We start from the raw sequence: 25,597 nt of genomic DNA, 5'->3' as shown, positions 1-25,597 counted from the left end.
AACCCGCGCGCGCGGCCTTCCCGGCGCATGAAGGCCGCGTGCGCGAAAAACCGCGAAAACCCATGGCGAAACTCCTGACCGATCAAGAATTCCAGCGCTTTTCCGAGCTTCAGCAGAAACAGGCAAGCTTCACGATCACGCCCGAAGAAGCCGACGAGCTGCGCGACATCGTGGCGCGCGCGCAGAAAAAGCGCGACGACCGCGCGGAAGCGATGAAGACCGTCGAGAACGCCATCGCGCAATTCGAGATCGCTCCCGAGGAGCTGTTCACGGCCGAGCAGATCGCCGAAGCCGCCCGCAACTTCGGCCTGATTCCGGCCACGCGCAAGGAGCGCGTGCTGCCGCCTTCGCTCACCTTCAATGGCAAGACGCACCAGTGGACCACGCGCGCGCTGCCCGACGAAATCCGCGCGCCGCTGTTCGAGGCATTCCAGGGCGGCCAGTCGGTGAAGGCGTTCATCGCCACGCCCAAGGACGCCGCGCGCTGTGCCGCGACCATCGCGCGGCTGGAAAAGGAAACCGGCGCCCAGTACGGCGAGGCGTGGCTCGAAGAGCTGGCGCTCACGCGCGGCCAGATCGACGACGCGCTCGCGAAGCTGGCCGCTTAAGGTTCCCGCCCGTTAGCCGGTTCAGTCGAGCGCCATGCGAAAACCGACCACGCCCGGGTCTTCCGTGGGCGTGACGGTAAAGCCGCAGGCGCGCGCAAGACCGATCATCGGCGCGTTCTCGCGCAGCGCCTCGCCGAGCAGCCAGTGCGTGCCGCGCGAGCGCACGTACGCGATGATGCGCGACAGCAGCAAGCGGCCCAGGCCGCCTCGCTTGAGATTCGACAGGATCGCGACCGCGAATTCGGCGGTCTCGTTGTCCGGGTCGGCCACGGCGCGCGCGACTCCCAGCGTGCGCGGCCGGCCATCCTCGCCGTGCACGACGGCGATGAGCGCCATCTCGCGGTCGTAGTCGATTTGCGTCATGCGCGCGAGCTGCGAGTGATCGAAGCTGCGCACCGCCGAAAAGAAGCGCAGGCGCAAGTCGTCGGGCGTCATCGATTCGACGAACGTGCGATGCATGTCCTCGTCTTCGGGGCGGATCGGACGGATCGTCAGGCGCTCGCCGTGCCAGTCGAGCGTTTCTTCCAGCCGCCGCGGGTACGGCATGATCGCGAAGCGGCTGCGCTTTTCCGCGAGTTGCAGGCACGGCGCGACGACCACGACCGCCTCGGGCAGCACGCGCAGCGTCAAACGCATGCCCACGATCTCCCGCACCTCGCACACGAACTGCGACAGCTCCGTGAGCGCGGCCAGCGGCGGCGCGGGCGCCGTGTAGCGCGCATAGGGCGAGCGCGCGATGATGTCGCGCGAAAGCACGGGGTTCAGCGGCGGCAGGCTGTACACGCGCAGCGGCGGCGAAAAGTCGTCCGGCGAGGGCGCGGCGAAACGGAACACGGGGCCGAAGTTGTCGTCGTCGCGAAACTCCACCGATACGTCCACCACCGCCTTCACGCCCGGCTCGTCCTGCGCCTGCGTGGCGAGCCCGAACAGGGCCAGCAATCTGGCAGCCTCCGCCCCTTTCAGTTCCGTGCGCCCCGCCGCCAGCGCCGCGCGCGCCTCGCCTTGCGCGGCCTCGATCGCGGCCGGCCCCTGGGCGGGCATCGTTTCGGGCGTCTGCATCAGCAGCTCGCGGCCCAGCCGGTAATCGACGAGACGCGCGAACGCGCGCGCCAGGCGTCGCGGCGTGGTGTGCACCGGAATGCCGTGCGCGTGCAGTTCGTCGCGCGTTTTTTCGTCCACGCCGCCAAAGAAGCACGCGAGCATGCCGCGATAGGCAAAGCGCTGCTGCTCAATCAGCGTGCGCGCGACCGCATCCACGGGCGCGCTGTGAGTGGGCGCGTGCACGACGAACGCCGTGCCGCTCGAACGGTGCGTGGCGAGCGTTTGCAGCGCGAGGCCGAAATGCTCGGGCTTGGCGGTGTCGCCGAGTACGAGCGGATTGCCCGCCTGCGCATGCGGCAGCGCGGCCTGGATGGCCGCGAGCGCTTCGTCGTTCCAGTGCGCGAGCGTGTCGCCGGCTTTCATGAAGGCGTCGCGCGCGAGCGTGGCCACGCCGCGGTCGCTCGTGATGAGCGTGGCCGTGTCGCTCGCGGCTACGCGGCCCACGCCGAGCGTTTCGATTTCGTCGAGCAGGTCGTCGAGCGTATCCACGCGCACGATGCCCGCGCGCCGGAACGCCGCCGTGTAAAGCGCGTCGCCCTTGTCGTCGCGGCCGCTGCGCAGCGCGAGGACAGGCTTGTTGCGCGCCGCCGCGCGCGCCGCCGACATGAACTTGCGCGCCGCGCGGATCGTGTCCACTTCGAGCAGGATGGCGCGGGTGCCCGGATCGCTCGCGAGATAGTCGAGCACGTCGCCCGCGTCGACGTCGGCTTCGTCCCCGAGCGCAATCACGTGCGAAAAGCCGAGGCCGCGCGGCGCGGCCCAGCGCAGCACCGCGTTGGTGAGCGCGTTGGACTGCGACACCCACGCCACGCCGCCCTTGCGCGCAATCGACGCCGCCGCGCCCAGTTGCGCGTTGAGCGCGGGCGTGAGCGCGCCGAGGCTGCCTGGGCCGACGATACGCAGCAGGTGCGGGCGCGCCGCCGCCAGCGCGTGGCGCAGGTCGGCCTGATCGGCTTCGTCGCGCGCTTCGCCGACGATGATCGCCGCGCGCGTGCCCATGCCGCCCAGGCGATGCACGAGCGCGGGCCACGTTGCGGGCCGCGTGCAGATGATCGCGACGCCCGGCGCTTCGGGCAGGTCGCCCGCATCGGCGAGCACGGGGCGGCCGTCGAACGCTTCGACGTCGCCCGCATGGCGCGGATTGACAGCCCACAGCGGGCTCGCGAAGCCGCCTTCGATCAGCCGCCGCCACACCATGCTGCCGATGCTGTCGGGCCGCTGCGAAGCGCCGATCACGGCTACGGATTTCGGCTGGAACACCGCGTCGAGATTGCGTACGGTCACAGGCACTCCTCGTCTGTCGAGCAGGCGCGCCGCTATGGCGAACGCCGGTTTGTCGTCGTTTATCGTTACGAGGAGGATAGGGCAAGCGCGCAGGCGATGCGCGCTTTTCGCCCGGCGCGCGTGAGCGCAGATGCGGCGGCATGGCGTCGCACGCCGCCTGGTGCGGCGCATGAAGGTGTCACACGCCGGAAGGAGGAATTTCGCTTGTTTGAAAACGCGGCGCGAGCGCGCCGCGCGTGTTACATCGACTTCTTGAACGGCGCGCCCGAATGCTCGCGCAGTTCGTTGAACACGATCTTGGGCCAGGCCTTTTGCGCGACCTCGATTTCCGAGACGTGCGAGGCGAGATACGTCGGCGCATTCGAAGCGTCGTAGGCCATGCGGGCCTCGTACGAATCGGTGAAGCGGCGCAGTTCGGCGGGATCGTCGCAGGTCACCCAGCGCGAGAGGCGATAGCGCGCCGGCATCAGGCGCACGGCCACCTTGTATTCGGCGGCGAGGCGGTGCGACACCACCTCGAACTGCAGTTGGCCGACCGCGCCCAGAATCGTCGCGCCGCCATGAATGGGGCGGAACACCTGGATCGCGCCTTCTTCGCCAAGCTGCTTGAGCGCTTCGCCCAGTTGCTTCGCGCGCATCGGATCGACCACTTCGATGGTCTGGAAAATTTCCGGCGCGAAGAAGGGCAGACCCGTGAATTGCAGGTCTTCGCCTTCGGTGAGCGTGTCGCCGAGGCTCAGCGTGCCATGGTTAGGAATACCGATGATGTCGCCAGGGTACGCCTCGGCCACGGTTTCGCGGCGCTGCGAGAGAAAGCTCACCACGTTGTTGGCGCGGAAGGTCTTGTTGTTGCGCGTGACCTTCAACTGCATGCCGCGCTCGAAATGGCCCGAGCACACGCGGATGAACGCCACGCGGTCGCGGTGCGCGAGGTCCATGTTGGCCTGCACCTTGAACACGACGCCAGTGAATTTCGTTTCTTCCGGCGAGACCGGACGCTGCACGGCCATGCGCGGCGAAGGCGGCGGCGCGAGATCGACGAGCGCGTCGAGAATTTCCTTCACGCCGAAGTTGTTGATCGCCGAGCCGAACAGCACCGGCGACTGCTCGCCCGCGAGAAAGGCGTCGCGATCGAACGTGGGCGTCGCGCCCGTGATCAGTTCGACTTCTTCCTTCGTGCGCTTCCAGTGATAGCCGAAGCGCGCTTCGCCCTCTTCTTCGCTGATGTTCTGCAGCGTTTCCACCGCGCCGCCCAGCGACTCCTGACCCGCGCGGAACACGCGCACCTGGTCGCGCTGGATGTCGTACACGCCCTGGAATTCCTTGCCCATGCCGATGGGCCAGGTGAAGGGCACCGCCGAGACGCCCAGATGCTGTTCGATTTCGTCGAGCAGGTCGAGCGGCTCGCGCACTTCGCGGTCGAGCTTGTTGATGAACGTGAGAATGGGCGTCTTGCGGCTGCGGCAGACTTCGAGCAGCTTGAGCGTTTGCGCTTCCACGCCGTTCGCGCCGTCGATCACCATCACGGCCGCGTCCACGGCGGTCAGCACGCGGTACGTGTCTTCCGAGAAGTCCTCGTGGCCAGGCGTGTCGAGCAGATTGATGACGGCGTCGCCGTACTCGAACTGCATGACCGAACTGGCGACCGAAATGCCGCGCTGCTTTTCGATCTCCATCCAGTCGGAGGTCGCGAAGCGGCCGCTTTTCTTGCCCTTCACGGTGCCGGCGATCTGGATCGCGCCCGAAAACAGCAGCAGCTTTTCGGTGAGCGTGGTCTTGCCCGCGTCCGGGTGAGAAATGACCGCGAACGTGCGGCGGCGTCTGAGTTCGGCTACTGACATGGATCTGGCGGGTATCACGGATGAATTCGGGCAACCGGGCCGCGCGGCGGAGGTTGCGGCGAGCGCGGCGGCGCTTGCGGGCGCGTTTTCAGGTCACGCCGGGTGCATTTGCGGCGAACCCATGCGGGCCGCTACGCACGGCGAATAGCACGAGCGATCGGGAATGTCCCAGGAATGCCCGCGCGAAAAAGCGAAAAGGCGCCGGGACCGAATGATACACGGCATTCGCGCCGCCGACTAAAGGTTTGATGGGGTTCGAACAGGTTGGGCGCGCTGGCGCGCGCCGCGTGGCCCACGGTGAGCTTTTTCAGGAGACTTGAAGCCGTGCCGCTGTCGCGCCGGTTACTCCGGGCACTCCGGGCACTCCGGCGTTTCGGCCTGATGGGAATCCGTTATTCCTTGATAAGGAACCGTTCGCGGTTCTTGCCCGCCAGCCAGCCCGGCGCGCGGCCACGGCCGCTCCAGGTCTCGCCCGTCTTCGGGTTCATGTAACGGGCAGGGAGCGCCTTCTTGCGCGTGGGGACTGCACGACGGCTCGAGAAGCCCAGTTCTTCCGCCGTGAGGTCGTACTCCGCGATCTTTTCCTTGATCTCGGCGATCGCCTGGTCAATTTCCTTTTCACGCGCCGCAGCCACTTCCTTATGAAGCTTCTCAAGCTGGGCGGTCAATTGCTTGTAGCTCGCCATGAAACGTCATCTCCAGTTCGGTCACGAGATTGCCATTGTGACCGGTTTGGAGCGTCAACGAACGCGAAGGGGCGCTTTTTTACAAAACTTGCCGCAACGTTGGGTTTAGCGCTCGCGTTGCTGCAACGATTCGTGCGACAGACGGCTTTCGAGCGCGCGCAGCGCTTCGTTCAGGCGCTTCACGCGCTGCATCTGCGAAGGCACGAGGTTCGCGCTCGACACCGACTCGAGCCGGCCGCGCCAATAAGAGAGTGGAATACGGTCTTGCCCCGAGAGCCGCCCGATAATGTGTTCGAGATGCTCAATGTCCTTTTCGAGTTGGTGATGATTCATCGCTGCCCCCGGTCATGACAAGTTTTATCGAGCGCACACAAATAGCGTGCACTCACTTTCGTCGCATCGCCGCTTTTCCGCGCGCGGCGGATAATCGGTCGGTTTAGTAATCGCGCATCGGGACGTGCTAAATGCACGCCGCAGCGGATTTACGGCTTTTGTTCGTACCGTCAGACAAGAATACGGCCAGCGTGCCCGCGTATCCGTTGGATACCGCACGGAACTTCAAAGGCCTCTCGTCCACGCTGACGGTTGTATCCGCATCCAATTGGAAAGCAGATTAACGGGGGCATTTGCATCTGTATATTCCTCAATTGTGGAACGCTATGCGGAGCGCATTTTTCCGCCGCTGCTTTCACAATACGAACAACGGGAATGGCGTGAAAACAAACGAATCACAATACGATCGCCTGCTGCATGTTATTTACGACACACTCGATAATCCTTGCGCCTGGAAGGATTTTTGCGCGCAATTGCGCGAAACGATTGGCGTGACGTCGATTCATCTGTTTGGCTTTGAGAGGCAGCGCGATCTTTTTGCCTGGAGCGACGGTTTCGCGCTCGCGGGCGCGGAGCCGCTCGAGCGCATTCGGCCGCTCTATCGCGACGACGCGCGCCTTGCATGGCTGCGCGCTTTCCCGGCGGCCAAATGGCTGCATTGCGGCGTGGAATTCGACTGCGCGGACGGCGACCGCGCAACCGGCTTTGAACTCTATCCGCTGGAGGACGGTCATCAATGCGTGGCGCTGTGCAAGCTGATCGAGCAAAACGGGCTCACGATCATGCTCGCGTGCAGCGGGGGCGGCGAGGCCGGGCCGCTTGCGCCCGAGCATCGCGAACTGCTCGGGCGGCTCACGCCGCATCTCGTGCGCGCGGTGCGCCTTTACGCGCGCCGCTTTACGTTGAACGCCGACACGCTTGCAAACCGCTCACGGCCGCCGGCCATGCTGGTGAGCGCGCTGGGCGACGTGCTCCATAGCAACGAGCCCGCGCAGCGGCTCCTGAAGGCGACCTCGCTCGTGCGGGTGCGCGGAAGGCGGATCGCCCTCGCAGCGCCTCATCACGCGCGCCTGCTCGAGGACATCGCCGTGAGCGAGGCCAGACTGCGTAACCGCGCGAGCGGCGCGCGGGCAGCGGCGGCGCGCTTTCGCGCGCTGCGCATCGTCGGCGCCAGCGAGGGCGGCCCGGATGCCGCGCGCGCGCCCGACGCCGCTGCTTCGCTGGATCCTCACGACGAGGCCCACGCAGGGCCGCACAGCACACACCCCTCGGCGAGCCAGCCGGAGGTGCTCTACGCGTTCTACAACGTGGTGACGGCCGACGACGCCTCGGCTTCGGAATTGCGCGCCTTCGCGGCGCTGACCTTCTACCACCCGCGATCCGCGCCGCCAGTCGACGAGCGGGTGCTCGCCTCGGCGTTCGATCTCTCGCCAGCCGAATGCCGTATTGCACTGCTGCTAGCGGAGGGTCTCACGCAAAAGGAAATCGCCGCGCGCGTGGGCGTACAGCACGACACGGTGCGCAAACAATTGCAATCGATCTTTCAGAAGACGGCCACGCGCCGCCAGCCCGATCTGCTGCGCCTGCTGCTGAATCTGCCGGCGCGCGGGCCGGGCGCCGCCGCCGAAGGCTGAGCGACGCTCCAGGCTTATTGGGCCTTGCGGCAGGCAAACACGAGCGTGTAGTTGCCATTGTCGGTCGATGTCGCGACGGTGTCGTAACCCGCGTCGGCGCAACGGGCGCGCGCCTGCTGGGCGCAGGAATCGCGATCGCCCGAAGCCGGGCATTGGACCTGGACCGTGGGACGGCCATCCGACAGGAACAGCGGCGGCCCGCTGCTGCACGCAGCAAGCCCCGCGATCAAGGTCAACGCGCAGGCCGCGAATGGCAATCCGCGCAAACGGAACAACGACGAAACTGGACGAGTCATTTCGAGCACCCCGATGGGCTTCTAGTTTTTCGACGTTGCGATTGTGCCATGCCGCGAGCCGTGTGCGATGCATCGCGGCGAGCGCCAGCCGCACGCGCCGGGGGTGCTCACGGCGCGGTCGAGAGCGTCTTGTAAGGCAGCGCACCTTGCGGGTGCGAAGTCAGGCGCACGAAGACCTGCTCGACGGCGGGAATGGCGGCGAGCCTGCGCTCCAGCGCCGCGCTGTCGAAACCCGGGCCCACGCAGCCTTCCGCGTAGACGAAGCGCCGCTGCACCGTGATCCAGATGCTCGTGCCCGCGAACACGGCATCGCCTTGCAGTTGCTGCCGGATCGCCGCTGCGATGTCGGCATCGTAAAGATACGAATTCGGTTTCGAACACTTGTGCGCGAGCCAGCAGGTCGTGCCGCGCTCGACGCGGTAGTGGGCGTCGTCGTCGGCTTCGGCTTTCGTCATCAGCGGGCCGAGCGGCTGCGGGCACGCGCGTATCGCGTTCGACAGCGCGAAGAACGGGTCGTTGTACCAGTTTTTACGCTGGGCATCGGTTGGGTTCGTTGGGTTCGCGGCTTGTGACTGCGCCGGCGCGACGCAGGTCCAGGAGATCGCGAACACGGTCACGCAAACGAGCGCGAATGCATGCCGTGCTGCGCTTTGCCCGCATTGGCCGATTGCATTCATCGACTGTCACCTCGCTCGCCGCCATCTTCATTTCGCTACGATCGTTGCGATGCACCATGGGCTGCGACGCCACACGTGCGCCCTCGCACATTCCTCGTCTCGCATTCCGGGGCACAGAAGCTATATTTGTAGACCTAAAGTACGTGACGCGCACGTTACGCAACGCCCCTTTGCAACGATAACACTCCAACAAATTATTCAGGATTGCGAACAAGCTAGACGCCGACCGGCTTTGGCATGCAAGGAGCCAACAATGTCCAAAACGATAGTCTTTTGCGCAGACGGTACGTGGAACGGGCCCGACGATCCAGCCGGAAAAAGCGATGGCGACGCACCTGATTCCGTCGCTGGGTGCCTGCCCGAACTCACCAACGTATGCAAGCTTTTCGCGTGGCTCAACGGAAACATCGTGCCGGAAGGAACCGACTGGGGCGGCATAGAGATGGAAAAAGCCCTTCCAGACGCAAGCGGAAAACCCATACAAATCGCGAAGTATATTCACGGAGTCGGCAATTCCCAGCAATTGCTCGATAAAGTCGCCGGCGGCGCGTTTGGCGTGGGTGTGGTCGCCCGAATCGCGCGCGGCTATACCTACATTTCGCGCAACTTCGAGGCCGGCGACAGCATTGTGATCGTCGGATTCAGCCGCGGCGCGTACACCGCGCGAGCCCTTGCGGGACTGATTGCGGGGCAGGGACTGCTGCGCCCCGATCTCGCTGCCGTCGACGACGAGAACCGTTACGACACCGCGGTATCGGCGTGGTATCGATGGAGACACGGCCACGATACGACGCTCCAGAAACTGGTAGACGGTGTGACGGAATTTTTGACGATCCACACCGCCTTCTCCCATCCCAAACCTTTGGACGCCACCTCGTTCGTCGATGCAAAAATCGCCGCCGTGGCGGTCTGGGATACCGTGGGCTCACTCGGCATCCCCGTCTACTTTCGAGGTTCCGCCATCGACCTGTTCCGGTTCTGCGATCTGACGCTCAGCCCCGCCATCGGACTAGGCGTGCACGCGGTCTCGCTGGACGAGCAACGCAAGCCGTTCGAACCGACCTTGTGGAATCCCAACCCGAACGTCACGCAAGCGCTCTTCCCCGGCGGTCATTGCGATGTCGGCGGCGGCTATACCGATCATGGCCTCTCCGATGGCGCCCTGCTCTGGGTCGTGGACAGGTTGCAGCATGCGGACGTGGGTTTGAGTTTCGCGCTTCATCCGCCCGTTGCCGTCCAGTCCAATCCCCTCGGCCCGCGCCACAGGGAATGGGTCGCGGATCCTGTCTGGCTGGCCGCCGGAGTGGGCGCGCGAGCCTTCCCCGCAGGGATGATCGTCAACGACACCATACGGCAGCGTATGAACGGCCAACCCGAGGATCTTTTCGGCGCGACCGGTCAGCAGCCGACTTATTCGCCGTGCAACCTGCCCTCGCGCTAGGCGCAATGCCCGCCGCAGCGCAACCGGCCGAAGCGCGCCCTACACTTCCAGCCACTCCTGCCGCACGCGCGCATCGGCCTTCAACTGCTGCGGCGTCCCTTCGAACACGATCTGGCCGTGGCCCATGACGTACACGCGCTGCGAGATATCGAGCGCAATCGCCTGCTTCTGCTCGACCAGCAGCACCGAAATGCCGCGCTCCTTCAGCGCCTTGAGGTACTCGCCCACCTGCGCGACGACGAGCGGCGCGAGCCCTTCGGTCGGCTCGTCGATGATGATGAAGTCGGGGTCGCCCATGAGCGTGCGGCACAGCGTCAGCATCTGCTGCTCGCCGCCGGATAGCAGACCCGCGGGCGTGTCCTCGCGCTCCTTCAGGCGCGGAAACATCCGGTACATGTCGTCGAATTGCCAGCGCGGCTTCTGGTGCGCGCGATTTCGCTTTTCGCCGAGCATCAGGTTTTGCCGCACGGTGAGCGTCGGGAAGATGTCGCGGTTCTCCGGCACGTAGCCGATGCCCCGGTGCGCGACTTCGAAAGTGCGCAGCCCGCGCACCTGCTCGCCGCGCAGCAGAATCTGCCCCTCGCATCGCACGAGCCCCATGATGGCTTTCGCCAACGTCGAGCGGCCCACGCCGTTACGCCCGAGCAAAGCGACGATCTCGCCCTCGCCCACCTGCATTTCGACGCCATGCAGAATATGACTCTTGCCGTAGTACGCATGCAGGTCGCGCACTTCGAGCATGCAATGGGCGGTCGCCATCAATGTGCCCCCGCGGGTTCGTCCAGCGTGGTGCCCAGATAGGCTTCCTTCACGCGGCGGTTGTTACGGATGGCTTGCGGCGTGTCCGTGGCGATCACCTCGCCGTACACGAGCACCGAGATGCGGTCGGCGAGGCCAAACACGACGCTCATGTCGTGCTCGACCATCACCAGCGTCTTGCCGACGGTCACGCGGCGAATCAGTTCCACCGCATGATCGGACTCTGAACGGCTCATGCCCGCCGTGGGTTCGTCGAGCAGGATCACCTCGGCGCCGCCCGCGATCGTAATGCCGATTTCGAGCGCGCGCTGCTCGGCATAAGTCAGCAGCCCGGCGAGCGTGTCGTGCCGCCCCTGCAGGCCGATCAATTCGAGCACTTCTTCGGCGCGTTCCCGCGCGTCGCGCAATTGCGCGAGGCGATGCCAAAACGAATAGCGATAACCGAGCGACCACAACACGGAGCAGCGCAAATTCTCGAACACCGAAAGGCGATGAAAGATGTTCGTCACCTGGAAGCTGCGCGAGAGCCCCATGCGATTGATCTTGTACGGCGGCAGCCCGCCGATATCCACACCGTTGAGCTTCACCGTGCCGGAACTCGGCGCCATGCGCCCCGAAATCAGATTGAACGTCGTCGACTTGCCCGCGCCGTTGGGACCGATCAGCGCATGCCGTTCGCCCTTCGCGATGTTCAGGTCGACACCGCGAATGATCTCCGTGCGCCCAAAATTCTTGCGCAATTCGCGCACTTCCAGTGCGGCCGTCATACGTTGCTCCCTGCGATTTCCCGTTGCACGCCGTCCCACGCGGCGCGAACCCGCGCGGCCGCGAGGCGTCCTGCCTGCGCGCCCACGGCCCACAGCACCGCGGCGACGGCCCACGGCATCCACGTTGCGGCGTCGAAGTTCAGGCCGAGGAACGCCATCGCCGTGCCGTTGTCGCTGTCGATCTGCACCTTGTAGACGAGTTCGACCGTCAGCACGAGCGCGCCGAGCAGGACAAGCGCGGCGCCCAGCGCCGCCGCATACGAAGGCAGCATGCGATGCAGCCTGCGCGCCGCGATGAGCGGAACCTGCTTCATCAGCAGGCTCGAAATGCCGCCCGGCACGTACATCACCACCAGCACGAAGAAGAGGCCGAGGTACAGCAGCCATGCCGGCGTGAGATTGGACAACGCCACCGCAAACAGCACGAACAGGATCGAACCGATGATCGGCCCGAAGAAGAACGCCCCGCCGCCGATGAACGTGGCGAGGAGCACGCCGCCCGACTGTGCGGCACCGACGTTCTCCGCCGTCACGATCTCGAAGTCGATCACCGAGAGGCCGCCCGCAATGCCCGCAAAGAACGCCGAAAGCACCATCACGAAAAAGCGCACGCGCTGCGTGTTATAGCCCACGAATTCCGCACGTTCGGGGTTGTCGCGCACGGCGTTGGCAATGCGGCCGAGCGGCGTTTGCGTCCATGCGTACATGGCGATCATCGAAACGAGACACCACACCGCAATCAGGTAGTACACCTGAATTGCCGGCCCATACGTGATACCCAGCACCGCATGACCCACCGTGCGGTTGGTCGGCACCCCGCCTTCACCGCCGAAAAACCCGGGAAACATGAGCGAACTCGCCGCCACCATCTCGCCGATGCCGAGCGTGATCATCGCGAAGGTGGTGCCCGACTTGCGCGTGGTCACATAGCCAAACAGCACACCGAACAGCATGCCGCCGAAACCGCCCACCAGCGGCAGCAGCGAAACAGGCAACGGAAAATGGTTCGCGCCGATCTGGTTGAGCACGTGCGCCGCGACGAACGCGCCGAGCCCGGAATACACCGCGTGCCCGAACGAGAGCATGCCGGTTTGCCCCAGCAGCATGTTGTACGAGAGCGCGAAGATGATCATGATGCCCATCTGCGAAAGCAGCGCGATGGCAAAACCGCTGGAAAACACCAGCGGAAGCACTCCCATCACGAGCACCGTGGCGCCCCAGATGATCCAGCGCAGCGAATGCGCGGACTGCAGCAACCCGCGGCGTGGCATGGCCGAACCGGCGCCGGCCTGAATGAGCGGTTTCATCGTTCATCCCTCCCGCTTGCCGAGCAACCCGCGCGGCCGGAAGATCATCATGAGCACCATCAGCAGATAAGGCAGGATCGGCGCGACCTGCGACACCGGCATGCGCCACAGCGACGAGAGCGCCGTGTTGTCCGTCACCGTTACGCCCGCGAGCGAAAATAGATCGGAGAGCGAAGCATCGATCGTCACGGCGAAGGTCTGCATGACGCCGATCAGCAGCGACGCGATGAAGGCGCCCGGCAGCGAGCCCATGCCGCCCACCACGGCGATCACGAACACGATGGTCCCCACCGACTCGGCCATCGAAGGCGACGTGACGAACGCATTTCCGCCGATCACGCCCGCGAGTCCCGCCAGCGCGGCGCCGCCGCCGAACACCAGCATGAATACGCGCTGCACGTTGTGCCCGAGCGCCTCGACCATCTCGGGGTGCGTAAGCGCTGCCTGGATCACGAGGCCGATGCGCGTGCGCGTCAGCACGAGGTAGAGCGCCGCGAGCATCGCGACCGAGACCAGCATCATGAAGGCGCGATACTTCGGAAATTCCGACGTGTACACCTTGAACAGCGCGCCGTTCAGCTCGGGCGGGATGGCATACGGCACGGCGGCCAGGCCCCAGACCAGCTTCACGCCCTCCACGATCAGATACGAGAGGCCGAAGGTGAACAGCAATTCGGCCACGTGCCCGTATTTGTGCACGGTACGCAGGCCGAAACGCTCGACGAGCGCGCCGACGCACGCCACGAGCACGGGCGCCGCCACCAGCGCCGGCCAGAAACCTATCTTGCTGGCAATGGTGTAAGCGAAGTAGGCCCCGAGCATGTAAAAGCTGGCGTGCGCGAAGTTGAGCACGCCCATCATGCTGAAAATCAACGTGAGGCCCGAGGAAAGCATGAACAGCAGCAGCCCATAGCCGATGCCGTTCAAAAGAGAAATGGTCAGGAATTCCACTGCCCGATGGTCCTTGTGAAGTGTCGTGGCGGGAGCACGTTCAGCCCGGGCGCTTCATCTGGCAAGTGGTCGGCTGCGTTGCCGCGGTCGGCCCAAGCTGGACGTCGGTGCGCCAGCCATAGCCGGTGTTCTCCTGGTCGTACTTTACCGTTTTGCCGTCCGCTTTGGTCCATGTCGCGATCACGAGCGACTGCTGCGCCTGGTGATCGGCGGCGCGCATCGTCACCGGACCGTTCATGCCGTCGACCGTCATGCCTTCCATGGCCTTGGCCACCTTGACGGGATCGGTCGACTTCGCGGCGTTCATCGCACGGCTCAGCATGGCGATGCCGGCATACGCCGTCGCCAGGTAATAGTCGTCGTTGTATTTCTTCTTGAAACCCTCAATGACCTGCCCCACTACCGGCGCGTTGTTCGCCGTGTTGGGGCCGAACACGCCCACGTACTTCACATGGTCGGCGCCGGACGCGCCCATGGCCGTCGGCACGCCGGTCGTGCCGCCGTAATAGGTATAGAAGTTGGCGGTCACGCCCGCGTCCTTGCTGGCCTTCACGAGCAATGCGAGGTCGCTGCCCCAGTTGCCCGTGATCACCGTGTCGGCGCCGGACGCCTTGATCTTGGTGGCATAAGGCGAGAAGTCCTTCACGCGCGCGAGCGGATGAAAATCGTCGCCGACGATCACGATATCCGGGCGCTTCGTCTTCAGGTCCTCGCGCGCCACACGCGACACGTCGTGACCAAACGAGTAGTCCTGATTGATGAGGTAGACCTTCTTGATGTCCTTGTCGCGCGCGAGGAACGTGGTGAGCGCATCCATCTTCATGTCGGCGTTGGCGTCGAAGCGGAAGTGCCAGTAGTCGCACCGCGCGTTGGTCATGGCCGGGTCCACCGCGGCGTAGTTCAGGTAGACGATTTCCTTGCCCGGATTGCGCGAGTTGTACTTCGCGACCGCATCCTCGAGCGCGAGCCCCACGGAAGAGCCGTTACCCTGCACGATATAGCGAATGCCCTGATCGGCGGCCTGGTTCAGCACGGTCAGGCTTTCCTGCGGCGAAAGCTTGTTGTCGAATCCCACCACTTCGAACTTCGTGCCGTTGGCCCAGTTATGCTCATTGGCGAATTCGGCCGTGTATTGCCAGCTATGCAACTGATTCGTTCCAAGCGACGCCATCAAGCCGGACAGCGGATCGATGAAGGCAATCTTGACCGTATCCGCTTGCGCGGCCGCTGCTGCCAACGCTGACGATACAACCGCACCAACCACCAACGAGCGCAACATCCTCATGGACTGTCTCCTTTGTTCGGGCTTGTTTGGGCATGACTTATCGTGCGTGAAATTTTCTGTCCGACCGTGCGTTTTTTCGTTATATCAACACATTCCCGACGCGAATGACAGCACTCCAGGGAAATCGCTGAGACGGCGAGGCATGGCAGGCCGCGACGCCTGGCCGTGCCCTTGATGGGCGATAAACGACGCCCTTCGTCTTGCTTACGGCACGCTACGGCGCACCGGCTCAAGAGAAGGCGAGCGCTCGGTGAGCGACGGCGCCGCATGATCCTCGGCGCGCTTCGCGCCCGTGAATTGCAGCCGGTAGGCCACGGGCGTCAGCGCTTTCGCGGCCTTGAACTGCCGGTTGAAATTGGCGGCGTTGGGAAATCCCGAGCGCGCCGCGATCACGGAGATGGGCATTTGGGTGTCCGTCAACAGGCGGCAGGCATGGCCGATTCGTACTCGTGCGAGGTACTGTCCCACGCTTTCGCCCGTATGCTGCACAAAGTGTCTCGTCAACGTGCGCGCGGAAAGACCTGCGGCCTTGGCGAGCGTCGAAAGCCGCAACGGTTGCGAGAACTGCGTTTCGATCAGCGCGAGAACGCGGTTCAACTGCTCGGGCGCATAGCCCGTCGATGCGCCGGCCCGGCCTTCGAACGCGCTGGGCGTGGCGAGCTGCGTGGCCGGCAAACCGGTCAGCCAGACCAGGATGTCCAGCACGGCGGCCAGGCGCGTACGTGGGTCCGCCGACAACAGCCGATCCAGATAGCCACGCATGTGCGCGCCGGCGCCCTCTTCGAAAACCAGCCCGCACGCCGCGCGGCGCAACAGGTTGCGCAGGTTCGCGTATTCCGGGCAAACGTCGGCGAGGCGCTGCACCCAGTTGCCTTCGAACCAGACGACGATGGCCACCTGCGGGTCCGCCGGATCGACCGAGCGATTGGACGACCACGTATGCGGCATGTCCGGCGGGACCAGCACGAGATCGTCGGCGCCATACACGGTGACCGAGTCGCCGACATAGCGCTTGCCCTGGCTGTTCATCGTCAGCGTGAGTTCGTATTCCGGGTGGTGATGCCATTCGAACGGAATGCGCGGCAAGCGCCGGTGGTAAACCCGCACGGAACAACTGCTGCCGAAGTCGACGTGCTCGTAGGCGGCTTTCATGGCTGAATCTACAAAAAGATTGACTCGATAGTATCACCACGCGGACCAGCGCCAGCGTACGCTGCGGACATTCGAAGTCACGACGATGGAGACAACCCAATGGCTTTGCATATCGACGATCTGCCCGCGGCTATCCGCCTCGCGAAGCAGGAACTGCGGGAAAAGTTACCCAACTACCGGGCCGTGTTCGCCGAGGTCGAAGGTGCGATGCACGACGAGGCGCATCGCATTGCCCAGCTTCGCGAGCGCGGCGAGCCGGTCATCCCCGAGATCGCGTTCGCGGATATCGTCGGCAACCGGGTTGGCGCGCAACAGATCGCGCTCGTGAAGGCGCGCGGCGCCTGTGTCATCCGCAAGGTATTCGATCCCTCGCTCGTGGAGCAATGGGACAACGACATTGCGCACTACGTCGAGCGCAACGATCTCGACCGCAAGCTGCTCAATCGCGCGGAGGACAAATACTTCGGTCAACTGGCCTCGAGCAAGCCGCAGATCTACGGCGTTTACTGGTCGAAGCCCCAGGTGCTGGCGCGCCAGTCGCCGGAGCTGACGCAAGCGCGCGTGTTCCTGAACCGGCTGTGGAGCGCGCAGAGCGAAGGCCGCGTGCATTTCGACCCGGACCACGTGCCGGTTTATGCGGACCGGCTGCGCCGCCGGCCGCCCGGTTCCGAATCGCTGGGGCTTTCCGCGCATTGCGACGGCGGTTCAGTCGAGCGCTGGATCGAAGCGAACTTCCGCAAGGTCTATCGCCACGTATTCTCGGGAAACTGGCGCGACTATGATGCGTTCGACGCGGCGTGGCGCACCGAGGTCGAAGAAATTCCGTCACCGGCTGTGTGCTCGATGTTCCGCACGTTTCAGGGCTGGACGGCGCTCACGCAGCAAGGCCCCGGCGACGGCACGCTGCAACTCGTGCCCATCGCGAACGCCATGGTCTATATCCTGCTGCGCGCGCTGCAGGACGACATCGCGGACGACGACCTGTGCGGCGCGATGCCGGGCCGCGCGCTCTCGATCAAGCCGGAATACCACGCGCCGCTGTTCCACGCGCTCTCGTCGATACCGCTGATGCAGCCGGGCGACACCGTCTTCTGGCATAGCGACGTCATTCACGCCGTGGAGGACGCGCATCGCGGCAAAGGCTACAGCAACGTGATGTACATCGCTTCGGCGCCGTCCTGCGCCAAGAACGACGCGTATCTCGCGCGGCAGTTGCCGACCTTTCTCGAAGGCAAGAGTCCGCCCGATTTTCCGGCGGACCATTTCGAGGTCGATTTCGTTGGGCGCGCAACCATCGACGACCTGACGCCGCAAGGACGCGCCCAGATCGGCCTGAAAACCTGACGCGGCGGCAACGTCATGCAGTCTTGTTGAGCGCATTGCGCACCGCGACGGCAAGTTCGTCGAATCGATAAGGCTTGCTAATGAGCGCGACACCTTCGTCGAGCTTGCCGTCGTGGAAAATGACGTCGCGCGTGTAGCCGGAGGCAAAGAGGACTTCGGCGTGATAAGGCGCCCCGCTCGCAATGCGTGCCAGTTCGCTGCTTCGCACCGTGCCCGGCGTCACGACATCGGTGAACAGCAGGTCGAAACGCTGGCCGCTCTGGATCAGTTTGAGCGCGCTTTCGCCGTCCTGCGCGGAGAGCACCTTGTAGCCGAGTTGCGCAAGCATCTCGATCGCGGCGATGCGAACCTCGGCATCGTCCTCGACAACGAGAATGGTCTCGCCGCCGCGCTCCTGTCTCGCGACCGTCGGCTTGTAGGCGTCGTATTCCGCTTCGAGGCTGCGGGGAAAATAGAGGCTGACCGTGGTGCCCTGGCCGTGCGTGCTTTCAATGAAAACGTGGCCCGAACTCTGCGCCACGAATCCGTGCACCATGCTCAAGCCAAGGCCCGTGCCCTGGCCTTCTGCCTTCGTGGTGAAGAACGGTTCGAACACGCGCGCTTTCACGTGGTCGGGCATGCCGCTGCCCGAGTCCGACACGCGCAGGCGAACGTATTCGCCCGCGGGCACGCCGCCGCGGCTCGCCTGCTCGTCGTCCTCTGCATCGATATTGGCGAGACACACGGCGATGCGCCCGGGTCCGTCTATCGCGTCGCGCGAGTTGATGACCAGATTCAGCAGCGCGCTTTCAAGTTGACTACGGTCCGCACAGATATTCCAGCTTTCCTGCGCCGGCACGATGGTCAGTTCGATCGTCTCCGGCAATGTGCGATGAAGCATTTCGGCCATCCCCTCGACCAGCCGGAAGGGATTCAGAACGGCCGGCGCAAGCGGCTGCCTGCGTGCGAAGGCCAGCAACTGCGCGGCGAGCTTGGCCCCGCGCGACACCGCATTGCTGACGGCAGCCACGCGCCGTTCGAGCGCGGCGTTGCCTTTGGTCGAAAGCTCGATGAGTTGCAGATTGGCGGAGATGACCTGCAAGACGTTATTGAAGTCGTGCGCCACGCCGCCCGTGAGACTGCCGATCGCCTCGAGCTTTTGCGCCTGTCGCAGCCGCTCCTCCATCGCCACGCGCGCGCCCACCTCCTCGGCTACGCGCTGCTCCAGGTTCTGGGTCAGTTGCAGCAACGCGTCTTCGGCCACCTTGCGCTGCTTTTCGGCCTGAATCTTCGCGGTCGTTTCGAACACGATGGCGATGACGCCCGCCGGCCGCCCGTCGTCTTCGAAAACCGGGCTGTAGCTAAGGTCCATCCAGACGTCTTCGGGGTGACCTTCGCGGTACAGCACGAGTTGCTTGTCCTGGAAGGCCAGCGTTCCGCCAGCCAGACACGTATCGACGACATTCCGGTTGAACGAAGCCACCTCGGGCCAGCCCGTTTCGACCGGCTTACCCAGCAGGAACGGATGCCGGCCGCCCGCGAAAACGGCGTAGGCGTCGTTGTAGACCATCGTGCCTTCGTGACCCCATAGCATGACAAGCGGAGAGGGCGAAGCAAGAAGCATGTTGATGGCGGCAACGAGGCTAGCCGACCACGATTCGCGCGGGCCGAGCGCAGTGTTGCTCCAGTCGAATGCGGCGATGCGCTCCGCCATTTCACCGGCCCAACGGGCGGGGCGGTGCTCGACCGGCGGTGGAACTTCCTTGTTCATGACGCGACTCTGCTCCGGGGAGACGCTGCTGAAAATCGGGACCGCGATGTTCGTGGCCGATGTTCCTAACGGTACACGGCTGCGACCAGCACGGCGGCGCACCGGCGAGACACGCGCGCAATTATTGTTCCGGCATACAGGGGAATCCGTCAAGGTGGACGCGCACCGCCCGCGCGAGGCGGCCGGTGCGGCATTAGAGGCAGGCCACGAGGTCTTCGAGCCGCACCGGTTTCGTCAGACATTTATCGAAACCGGCTGCCGCTACCTGGGCCGCGAAGCCCTGCCCGGTATGTCCCGATAGCAGAACGTACCGGGTATTCGACAGAGCGGGATTGAGTCGAAGCCGGCCCACGAGGTCGCCGCCGCTCATGTCCGGAAGCTTCCAGTCCACGAAAGCAAGTTCCGGAAGAAACGACGCGGCAACTTGCAGGGCCTCGCGGCCATCGGCTGCGCATCGGGCCTGATGACCTTCGAACTCGACGAGCGCCGCGAGCGCTTCAGCAACGTCGCGGTCGTCGTCCACAAGCAGGATTCGTTTCGACATCGTGCGCAAAAAAGGCAATAGATAAACATGGGCTCGCGATTCGTATTCGAGTGTACCCGGATTCACGCGATATCGCCCGCACGCGTTACCACGAGAAATACATCGTTATGCTTATCAACTCGCGGAGCGATTGCCACGGCGGCAACACGGCGTGCGCATAACCCGTTGTTACCAATCTCGCAGTACCGTTGCACCTGTGTCCGAAGGCGACGCCTACACTCCGAACCGTGCTCATCGAAAACGCACACAGCGTGCGAAGGAGTTGCGATATGAAGCGAACGATTCTCGGCCTGGTCCTGGGCGCAACGGCTTTGGCGGCTTCGACCGCAGCAATGGCTCACGTGGAGGTGGGCTTCGGCGTGGAGGCGCCTGGCGCGGTCTACGCGCCGGCGGCAGTCCAGACCGACTGGAGAGGAGACGACGACTGGCGCGCGCGGCGCTGGCGAGAACACGAGTGGCGCGAGCACGAACGCCGTGAGCATGAATGGCGCGAGCACCAGTGGCGCGAACGCGAATGGCACAACCAGGGACGCTGGGACTAATGATCCGGTTCAGCGCAGCGCGTCGAGCAACGCCTGAACCGGGTGACGCAACTGGCGCCCGCGCAAGCGCTTCACCTGGCAGCGGCACGAGTAACCGGTGGCGAGCAGTTCTTCGGCTCCCTGCGTCGCGGTAGCGTTCGAGTCGACATGGGCCGCCCACGACTGCGCGAAGATCGTTTCCGAAGTCGCGCGATTGCGCGCCTCGTGCCCATAGGTGCCCGACATGCCACAGCATCCGCTAGCGGGCGTCGCGAGCGCGAGGCCCACCGCGGCGAATACGTCTTTCCACAGGAGTGTCGCGGCGCTCGCGTTAGTGCGTTCGGTGCAATGCGGGAGCAGGCGGAACGAGCCCGATACTTCGGCCTTTGTCGCGCACGCGCGCAATGCGCCGAGCAGCCACTCCTGCGGCAGCAGCACCTCCGGTACGGTGCCGATGCCTTCCACCTTGCGGTACTCCTGGCGGTACACGAGCGTCATGGCGGGATCGATGCCGACGAGCGGCACACCCGAGCCCGCAAGCGCGGCGAGGCGCGCCGCATTGCGCCGCGCGGCACGGCGAAACTGTGGGAGAAACCCCTGCACGTGCAGCGGCTTGCCGTTCGGCGAATAAGGCGCGACGAATACCTTGAAACCCAGACGCGTGGCGAGTTCCACAAACGCCGCGGCTACCGGCGTTTCGAAGTAGCGTGTGAACGCGTCCTGCACGAGGATCACGCTGCGCTTTCGTCCCGCTTCGTCAAGCATCGAGAGCCGTTCGGGTGTGGCAGTTTGCGCCCCCGACCTGTGCAGCACCCCACGCCACGACACTCGGCTCAACAGCGGGCTATCGACGAGGCCCGCGCAGCGCGCAAGCAATGCTTTGATGAGACCCGCACTCATCAGCGTGTTATATACGCGACTCGCGCCGGGCACAGCCGCCACGCGCGGCACCGTGAATTCGAGCGCGCCGATCAGGTAGTCGCGCAGCGGACGCAAATAGCGCGTGTGATAAAGCTCCAGAAAGCGCGCGCGAAACTCGGGAACGCTCACCTTTACGGGGCACTGCCCCGCGCATGACTTGCACGAAAGGCAACCCGCCATGGCGTCGTAAACCTCATGCGAGAAGTCCTGCTCGCCCTGGCGTTTGCGCACGCTATTGACGATGCGCACCGGCAACGCCGCCGCAACCGGCGCAGCGGTAAGATCCGCGCCGGCATCCTGTTGCAGCCGCAACCATTCGCGCATTAGCGAAGCCCGGCCCTTCGGCGAATGCACGCGCTCACGCGTGGCTTTCCACGACGGGCACATGGCGTCGTGCGGGTCGAAGTTGTAGCAGGCGCCGTTGCCGTTGCAATGAACGGCGTCGGCATTGGCCTGCCACACCCGCTCGTCTATGCGCCGGTCCAGTTCGCCGCGCAGCGTCGTCCCGTCGATTCTGAGCAGGGTCGCACTCGCGCCAGCCGGCGTCGCGATCTTGCCCGGATTAAGCTGGTTGTGCGGATCGAACGCCGCCTTGAGCCGTTGCAGCGCGGGATACAACGGCCCGAAATATTCGGGCACGTATTCCGAGCGCACGCCCTTGCCATGCTCGCCCCACAGCAGGCCGCCATACTTCATCGTCAATGCGGCCACGGCATCCGAAACAGGACGCACGAGCGCGGCCTCGTCGGGATTGCGCATGTCGAGCGCGGGGCGTACATGGAGCACGCCCGCATCGACGTGGCCGAACATGCCGTAACGCAGGCCGAAACCGTCGAGCAGCGCGCGAAACTCCGCAATGTAGCCGGCGAGATTTTCGGGCGGCACGGCTGTGTCTTCCACGAAGGGCTGCGGGCGGCTCGCGCCGCGCGCGTTGCCGAGCAGGCCCACCGCGCGCTTACGCATTGCGTAGACGCGATTGATCGCCGCTTCGCCCTCGGCAATCGTGTAACCCAGGCGCTTCACGCTCGCGTCCGCGCCCAGGTGCCCGGCGAACGCCGCCACGCGTTCGCGCAGTTTGTCCGCATCGTCGTCACTGAATTCGACCAGGTTGATGCCGCTCGCACCGCCTTCGACGCCATCGTCAGCGGGAAAATACCCGGCCACGCTTTGCCAGACGCTATCTTCGCGCGCGAGTTGCAGCACCGTGGAGTCGACGGTTTCGATCGAGAGCGGACGATGGGTCATTAAGGCGCGTGCGTCGCGCAGGGCGTCCATGAAGCCCTCGTAGCGAATATTGACGAGCACGGCGTGCTTCGGCACGGGCAACACGTTCAGCGTCGCTTCGACTATAAAGCCGAGCGTGCCTTCCGAACCGCATAGCACGCTGTTGATGTCGAAGCGTCCTTCGCCGTCGCGCAAATGCGCCAGGTCGTAGCCCGTGAGGCAGCGGTTCAACTTGGGAAAGCGCTCGCGTATCAGGCCCGCTTCACGCTCGCTGATATCGCGCGCGGTGCGGAACACTTCGGCGATTTTGTCGTCGCGCGCACAGAGCGCCACGAGTGCGTCGTGATCGACCGGCGCGCTCGACAGACGTTCGCCGCCGACCAGCACCGTTTCCAGCGCGAGCACATGGTCGCGCGTTTTCCCATACGTGCAACTGCCCTGCCCGCTCGCATCGGTGCTGATCATGCCGCCGATGGTCGCGCGATTCGAAGTCGAGAGTTCCGGCGCGAAAAAAAGTCCATGCCGCTTCAGTTCGGCATTGAGCTGATCCTTGACGACGCCGGCCTCCACGCGCGCCGTGCGCGCCACCGGATCGATTTCGAGGATGCGGTTCATATGCCTCGACATATCGACCACCACGCCTTCGGTCAGCGATTGCCCGTTGGTGCCCGTGCCGCCGCCGCGCGCCGCGACCGCTACGCCGCGAAACGCGCCGCGCCCGAGCAGGCTCGCCAGACGCTCGACGTCCTTCGCATGGCGCGGAAACACCACCGCTTGCGGATAACGCTGGTAGATGGAATTGTCCGTGGCCAGCACCGTGCGCGTGGCGTGACTCGCATCCACCTCGCCCTCGAAACCCGAAATCGCGAGTTCATGCAAAAATTGACGGATCAGCGGGTTGCCGGGTTCGCCAATGGTAAGCTGGGCAATCGTCATGTCGCTCTCGAAGTTTGGCACTGGGCGCTAGTAGGTCCTTCCTGGCAAGACATTCTCGCGCCCCAGCCGGCTGCGCGCAAACGTAAACTGGTTGGGTCGATCATGAGGTTTACGAATGAACTACCGCAAGCTCACGCCTTCCATGTCGCTGCTGCTCGCGTTCGAGGCATCCGCGCGCCATGAGAGCTTCACGCGCGCGGCCGAGGAACTGTCGCTCACGCAGAGCGCCGTGAGCCGCCAGGTTCAGGCGCTCGAAGCGATGCTCGATCTTCCTCTCTTCACGCGCGAAGGCAAGCGCATCGTCCCGACGGATATCGGCCGCGCCTATATGGCCGAGATTTCGCACGCGCTCACGCTGATCCGCAGCGCGACGCTACAGGCGCTCACCTCCAGCGCGCCGAAAACGCAGTTGCGCGTCGCGACGCTGCCCACGTTCGGCGCGCGGTGGCTGCTGCCGCGCCTGCACCGCTTCTATCAGGCGCACCCCGATTTGCAGATCGATCTCGACTCACGCATCGAGGCCGCCGACTTTTCGACCCAGGACCTCGACGCCGCCATCGTAGTGGGTGACGGCCGCTGGCCGGGCGTGACGGCGCACCGTCTCTATGCGGAAGAGCTGGTGCTGGTCGGCAACGCCGCGGCGCTGCCGTTCGCGAAAAAATCGAGGCGACGGGCCGCCGCGCCGAGCATCGAAGCGCTAGACGGCCTCACGCTGCTGCGCGTGCGCAGCTTTCCCGATGCATGGCGCGAATGGTGCGCGCATTTCGGCTTGCCTCACGACGCCCTACGCCCGGGGCCGAGTTTCGAGCTGACCTCGCATTTGATTCAGGCCGTCGTGGCCGGTATTGGCGTGGGCCTCGTGCCGCGCATGCTGGTGGAAGACGAATTGAACGAGAAACGGCTTCTCAGCCCGTTCGAAGCGGTGCAAAGCTCGCGCTCGTATTACCTCGTGTACCCCGAGCGTGCGCAGCGCCATCCCGTGCTGGTTGCATTTCGCGACTGGCTGCTGGACGAACTGGCGCAGAATGAATGACGGTGTAAAGGCTGATTGCCAGCACGTCATGCACGCCGAAGGCCTTGCGCCCATCTTTGGGAGCAACAGGTGTGTGTAATTGCTCAAGTATCGTCAACGTGAGGCGCCAGGGGATCCCACGACAGGCGGTACGTTCGGGAACGAGATCAGTGGCGTCACAGATTTCAGGATGGCATCGCGAACGTGGACCCTATACTTTTCACACAGGTCACACAGCACTCACGACGCCTATGCCCACGCCGTTCTCACTTGCAGTTGCGACGCCCTCTCGTCGCGGGCTATTTTCGACTTCCTACGTTCAAAGCCTCTGGGACCTGCAAAGCGCGTGTCTGCTGCGCGGCATTCCGGTCCAATTGCTGACGTTGCAGAACCAGAGCATGGTGGACCGCGCCCGCAATACACTCACAGGCCACTTTCTTGGCAAGACGGATTTCAGTCATTTGCTCTTTCTCGATGACGACATGGGTTTCGACGTCACTGACGTAATGCGCATGTTTGAATGGCACAGTTACGACGTCGTGGCTGCCATGTATCCGCGCAAGCAAATCGATTGGGAACGGGTCAAGCAGGTCGTGCTGGCCCATCCGGAGATCGAGCCTTCAATGTTGCCGCAGATTGCCGGGCAGTACGGCGGGATGCAGACATTCCTTCATGACGGCGATACTCCTGCCGCTGCACTGGAAAGCCCAATGCCCATACGCGAGACTGGCACTGGCATCATGCTGATCTCCCGTGCGTGCCTGCAACGTCTGGTGGCCGCTGGAATCCCGTACGCATTACCAACTGGTCCGCTGGATTTCACGGTCTATGAATTCTTTCGTCAGAAGATCATTGACGGCCGTTTGCTCGGCGAGGACTTCTATTTTTGCAATCTCGTGCGTGAGCATGGCGGCACTGTCTACGGCTGTGCATGGCCGCGTGTCGTTCATTCTGGTCCGTACGACTTCATCGGCGATATGAGATCCATCCTTGCGGTTTCATGAGGCCGCCTCACGTCATCGCATACGCGCCATTAATCGCGAGTCCGCGCCGGTCGAGTGCCTCGCGCATGCCGCCAGCGACCGCATGACCGTCGCGCGTATCGGACCCGTACACGTTGATCGTGCCGATGTGTGTCGACTTCGGTTATGCCGTTCCACGATTCGATATATGTGGTATTCGCGGTGACGGGATGGCCCGCGTCACCCGTTTTTGAGTTCCTG

General features: G+C 64.3%; 22 protein-coding genes. 7 read left to right on the top strand and 15 right to left on the bottom strand.

Annotation, left to right across the window (positions count from 1 at the left end; all coding sequences use genetic code 11):
* Positions 1-62: 62 nt before the first annotated feature.
* Positions 63-608 (top strand): hypothetical protein, encoded by a 546-nt coding sequence (locus U5768_RS09600; protein WP_322030150.1) that lies wholly within the window; start codon positions 63-65, stop codon positions 606-608.
* A gap of 21 nt (positions 609-629) precedes the next feature.
* Here the strand turns inward: U5768_RS09600 and U5768_RS09595 are convergent, their stop codons facing one another.
* From U5768_RS09595 to U5768_RS09580, 4 genes are all read right to left on the bottom strand, one after another.
* On the bottom strand, positions 630-2,993 hold the full coding sequence (locus tag U5768_RS09595) for a GNAT family N-acetyltransferase (protein ID WP_322030149.1): 2,364 nt from the start codon (positions 2,991-2,993) through the stop codon (positions 630-632).
* A gap of 239 nt (positions 2,994-3,232) precedes the next feature.
* Positions 3,233-4,834, bottom strand: coding sequence for a peptide chain release factor 3 (locus tag U5768_RS09590; RefSeq protein ID WP_322030148.1), 1,602 nt, complete (start codon positions 4,832-4,834; stop codon positions 3,233-3,235).
* 392 nt (positions 4,835-5,226) lie between these two features.
* On the bottom strand, positions 5,227-5,520 hold the full coding sequence (locus tag U5768_RS09585; protein WP_322030147.1) for an H-NS histone family protein: 294 nt from the start codon (positions 5,518-5,520) through the stop codon (positions 5,227-5,229).
* Positions 5,521-5,625: 105 nt separating this feature from the next.
* Positions 5,626-5,853: a hypothetical protein gene (locus tag U5768_RS09580; RefSeq protein ID WP_322030146.1), complete on the bottom strand. Its 228-nt coding sequence runs from the start codon at positions 5,851-5,853 to the stop codon at positions 5,626-5,628.
* Positions 5,854-6,326: 473 nt separating this feature from the next.
* Between U5768_RS09580 and U5768_RS09575 the strand changes: the two genes are divergently transcribed.
* On the top strand, positions 6,327-7,487 hold the full coding sequence (locus U5768_RS09575; RefSeq protein WP_322030145.1) for a helix-turn-helix transcriptional regulator: 1,161 nt from the start codon (positions 6,327-6,329) through the stop codon (positions 7,485-7,487).
* Between the two features lie 14 nt (positions 7,488-7,501).
* Here the strand turns inward: U5768_RS09575 and U5768_RS09570 are convergent, their stop codons facing one another.
* Complete coding sequence (locus tag U5768_RS09570) at positions 7,502-7,783, bottom strand: hypothetical protein (protein ID WP_322030144.1); 282 nt, start codon at positions 7,781-7,783, stop codon at positions 7,502-7,504.
* 107 nt (positions 7,784-7,890) lie between these two features.
* Positions 7,891-8,460, bottom strand: coding sequence for a BON domain-containing protein (locus U5768_RS09565; protein WP_322030143.1), 570 nt, complete (start codon positions 8,458-8,460; stop codon positions 7,891-7,893).
* Positions 8,461-8,713: 253 nt separating this feature from the next.
* Between U5768_RS09565 and U5768_RS09560 the strand changes: the two genes are divergently transcribed.
* Positions 8,714-9,901, top strand: coding sequence for a DUF2235 domain-containing protein (locus U5768_RS09560; RefSeq protein ID WP_322030142.1), 1,188 nt, complete (start codon positions 8,714-8,716; stop codon positions 9,899-9,901).
* Positions 9,902-9,940: 39 nt separating this feature from the next.
* Here U5768_RS09560 and U5768_RS09555 read toward each other — a convergent pair whose 3' ends face one another.
* The 6 genes from U5768_RS09555 to U5768_RS09530 all read right to left on the bottom strand — a co-directional run bounded on the left by U5768_RS09555 (position 9,941) and on the right by U5768_RS09530 (position 16,122).
* Positions 9,941-10,660, bottom strand: coding sequence for an ABC transporter ATP-binding protein (locus U5768_RS09555; RefSeq protein WP_322030141.1), 720 nt, complete (start codon positions 10,658-10,660; stop codon positions 9,941-9,943).
* Complete coding sequence (locus U5768_RS09550) at positions 10,660-11,427, bottom strand: ABC transporter ATP-binding protein (protein ID WP_322030140.1); 768 nt, start codon at positions 11,425-11,427, stop codon at positions 10,660-10,662. Before U5768_RS09550 ends, U5768_RS09555 begins: the two co-directional genes overlap by 1 nt.
* A complete protein-coding gene (locus U5768_RS09545) occupies positions 11,424-12,698 on the bottom strand; it encodes a branched-chain amino acid ABC transporter permease (RefSeq protein ID WP_322030470.1) in 1,275 nt (424 codons plus the stop codon). Before U5768_RS09545 ends, U5768_RS09550 begins: the two co-directional genes overlap by 4 nt.
* 39 nt (positions 12,699-12,737) lie before the next feature.
* Positions 12,738-13,685 (bottom strand): branched-chain amino acid ABC transporter permease, encoded by a 948-nt coding sequence (locus U5768_RS09540; RefSeq protein WP_322030139.1) that lies wholly within the window; start codon positions 13,683-13,685, stop codon positions 12,738-12,740.
* Positions 13,686-13,725: 40 nt separating this feature from the next.
* Positions 13,726-14,970, bottom strand: a complete 1,245-nt coding sequence (locus tag U5768_RS09535; protein ID WP_322030138.1) for a branched-chain amino acid ABC transporter substrate-binding protein — start codon at positions 14,968-14,970, stop codon at positions 13,726-13,728.
* A 204-nt stretch (positions 14,971-15,174) separates the two neighbouring features.
* The gene (locus tag U5768_RS09530; protein WP_322030137.1) at positions 15,175-16,122 is read right to left on the bottom strand and encodes an AraC family transcriptional regulator; all 948 of its coding nucleotides are present in this window, start codon (positions 16,120-16,122) and stop codon (positions 15,175-15,177) included.
* A 99-nt stretch (positions 16,123-16,221) separates the two neighbouring features.
* Here U5768_RS09530 and U5768_RS09525 point away from each other — a divergent pair, with 99 nt between their 5' ends.
* Entirely contained in the window at positions 16,222-17,466 is a 1,245-nt protein-coding gene (locus tag U5768_RS09525) for a DUF1479 domain-containing protein (RefSeq protein WP_322030136.1), read from the top strand.
* A 13-nt stretch (positions 17,467-17,479) separates the two neighbouring features.
* Here the strand turns inward: U5768_RS09525 and U5768_RS09520 are convergent, their stop codons facing one another.
* Positions 17,480-19,216: an ATP-binding protein gene (locus tag U5768_RS09520; RefSeq protein ID WP_322030135.1), complete on the bottom strand. Its 1,737-nt coding sequence runs from the start codon at positions 19,214-19,216 to the stop codon at positions 17,480-17,482.
* Positions 19,217-19,409: 193 nt separating this feature from the next.
* Positions 19,410-19,739 carry a response regulator gene (locus U5768_RS09515; RefSeq protein WP_322030134.1) on the bottom strand — a complete coding sequence of 110 codons (330 nt, stop codon included), beginning with the start codon at positions 19,737-19,739 and terminating at the stop codon, positions 19,410-19,412.
* Positions 19,740-20,029: 290 nt separating this feature from the next.
* Here U5768_RS09515 and U5768_RS09510 point away from each other — a divergent pair, with 290 nt between their 5' ends.
* Positions 20,030-20,302: a hypothetical protein gene (locus U5768_RS09510; RefSeq protein WP_322030133.1), complete on the top strand. Its 273-nt coding sequence runs from the start codon at positions 20,030-20,032 to the stop codon at positions 20,300-20,302.
* Positions 20,303-20,311: 9 nt separating this feature from the next.
* On the opposite strand, the gene U5768_RS09505 is transcribed toward U5768_RS09510, so the two are convergent.
* A complete protein-coding gene (locus U5768_RS09505) occupies positions 20,312-23,362 on the bottom strand; it encodes an FAD-binding and (Fe-S)-binding domain-containing protein (RefSeq protein ID WP_322030132.1) in 3,051 nt (1,016 codons plus the stop codon).
* A 115-nt stretch (positions 23,363-23,477) separates the two neighbouring features.
* On the opposite strand from U5768_RS09505, the gene U5768_RS09500 reads away from it, so the two are divergent.
* Positions 23,478-24,395 (top strand): LysR substrate-binding domain-containing protein, encoded by a 918-nt coding sequence (locus U5768_RS09500; protein WP_322030131.1) that lies wholly within the window; start codon positions 23,478-23,480, stop codon positions 24,393-24,395.
* A gap of 230 nt (positions 24,396-24,625) precedes the next feature.
* Positions 24,626-25,378: a hypothetical protein gene (locus U5768_RS09495; RefSeq protein WP_322030130.1), complete on the top strand. Its 753-nt coding sequence runs from the start codon at positions 24,626-24,628 to the stop codon at positions 25,376-25,378.
* The last annotated feature ends 219 nt before the right edge of the window (positions 25,379-25,597 follow it).

It is taken from the genome of Paraburkholderia sp. J76 (assembly GCF_905220295.1).
GTDB lineage: Bacteria > Pseudomonadota > Gammaproteobacteria > Burkholderiales > Burkholderiaceae > Paraburkholderia.
Note: the sequence above shows the minus strand (reverse complement) of the source record. Positions and strands in the feature narration are given on the sequence as shown.

What these genes read in the sequence shown, in the direction of transcription:
- U5768_RS09565 (WP_322030143.1), bottom strand. Translation starts at nt 8,460, where the DNA reads ATGAATGCAATCGGCCAATGCGGGCAAAGCGCAGCACGGCATGCATTC.
- U5768_RS09520 (WP_322030135.1), bottom strand. Translation starts at nt 19,216, where the DNA reads ATGAACAAGGAAGTTCCACCGCCGGTCGAGCACCGCCCCGCCCGTTGG.
- U5768_RS09580 (WP_322030146.1), bottom strand. Translation starts at nt 5,853, where the DNA reads ATGAATCATCACCAACTCGAAAAGGACATTGAGCATCTCGAACACATT.
- U5768_RS09510 (WP_322030133.1), top strand. Translation starts at nt 20,030, where the DNA reads ATGAAGCGAACGATTCTCGGCCTGGTCCTGGGCGCAACGGCTTTGGCG.
- U5768_RS09560 (WP_322030142.1), top strand. Translation starts at nt 8,714, where the DNA reads ATGTCCAAAACGATAGTCTTTTGCGCAGACGGTACGTGGAACGGGCCC.
- U5768_RS09555 (WP_322030141.1), bottom strand. Translation starts at nt 10,660, where the DNA reads ATGGCGACCGCCCATTGCATGCTCGAAGTGCGCGACCTGCATGCGTAC.
- U5768_RS09585 (WP_322030147.1), bottom strand. Translation starts at nt 5,520, where the DNA reads ATGGCGAGCTACAAGCAATTGACCGCCCAGCTTGAGAAGCTTCATAAG.
- U5768_RS09590 (WP_322030148.1), bottom strand. Translation starts at nt 4,834, where the DNA reads ATGTCAGTAGCCGAACTCAGACGCCGCCGCACGTTCGCGGTCATTTCT.
- U5768_RS09600 (WP_322030150.1), top strand. Translation starts at nt 63, where the DNA reads ATGGCGAAACTCCTGACCGATCAAGAATTCCAGCGCTTTTCCGAGCTT.
- U5768_RS09530 (WP_322030137.1), bottom strand. Translation starts at nt 16,122, where the DNA reads ATGAAAGCCGCCTACGAGCACGTCGACTTCGGCAGCAGTTGTTCCGTG.
- U5768_RS09535 (WP_322030138.1), bottom strand. Translation starts at nt 14,970, where the DNA reads ATGAGGATGTTGCGCTCGTTGGTGGTTGGTGCGGTTGTATCGTCAGCG.
- U5768_RS09550 (WP_322030140.1), bottom strand. Translation starts at nt 11,427, where the DNA reads ATGACGGCCGCACTGGAAGTGCGCGAATTGCGCAAGAATTTTGGGCGC.
- U5768_RS09545 (WP_322030470.1), bottom strand. Translation starts at nt 12,698, where the DNA reads ATGCCACGCCGCGGGTTGCTGCAGTCCGCGCATTCGCTGCGCTGGATC.
- U5768_RS09570 (WP_322030144.1), bottom strand. Translation starts at nt 7,783, where the DNA reads ATGACTCGTCCAGTTTCGTCGTTGTTCCGTTTGCGCGGATTGCCATTC.
- U5768_RS09495 (WP_322030130.1), top strand. Translation starts at nt 24,626, where the DNA reads ATGCCCACGCCGTTCTCACTTGCAGTTGCGACGCCCTCTCGTCGCGGG.
- U5768_RS09500 (WP_322030131.1), top strand. Translation starts at nt 23,478, where the DNA reads ATGAACTACCGCAAGCTCACGCCTTCCATGTCGCTGCTGCTCGCGTTC.
- U5768_RS09505 (WP_322030132.1), bottom strand. Translation starts at nt 23,362, where the DNA reads ATGACGATTGCCCAGCTTACCATTGGCGAACCCGGCAACCCGCTGATC.
- U5768_RS09525 (WP_322030136.1), top strand. Translation starts at nt 16,222, where the DNA reads ATGGCTTTGCATATCGACGATCTGCCCGCGGCTATCCGCCTCGCGAAG.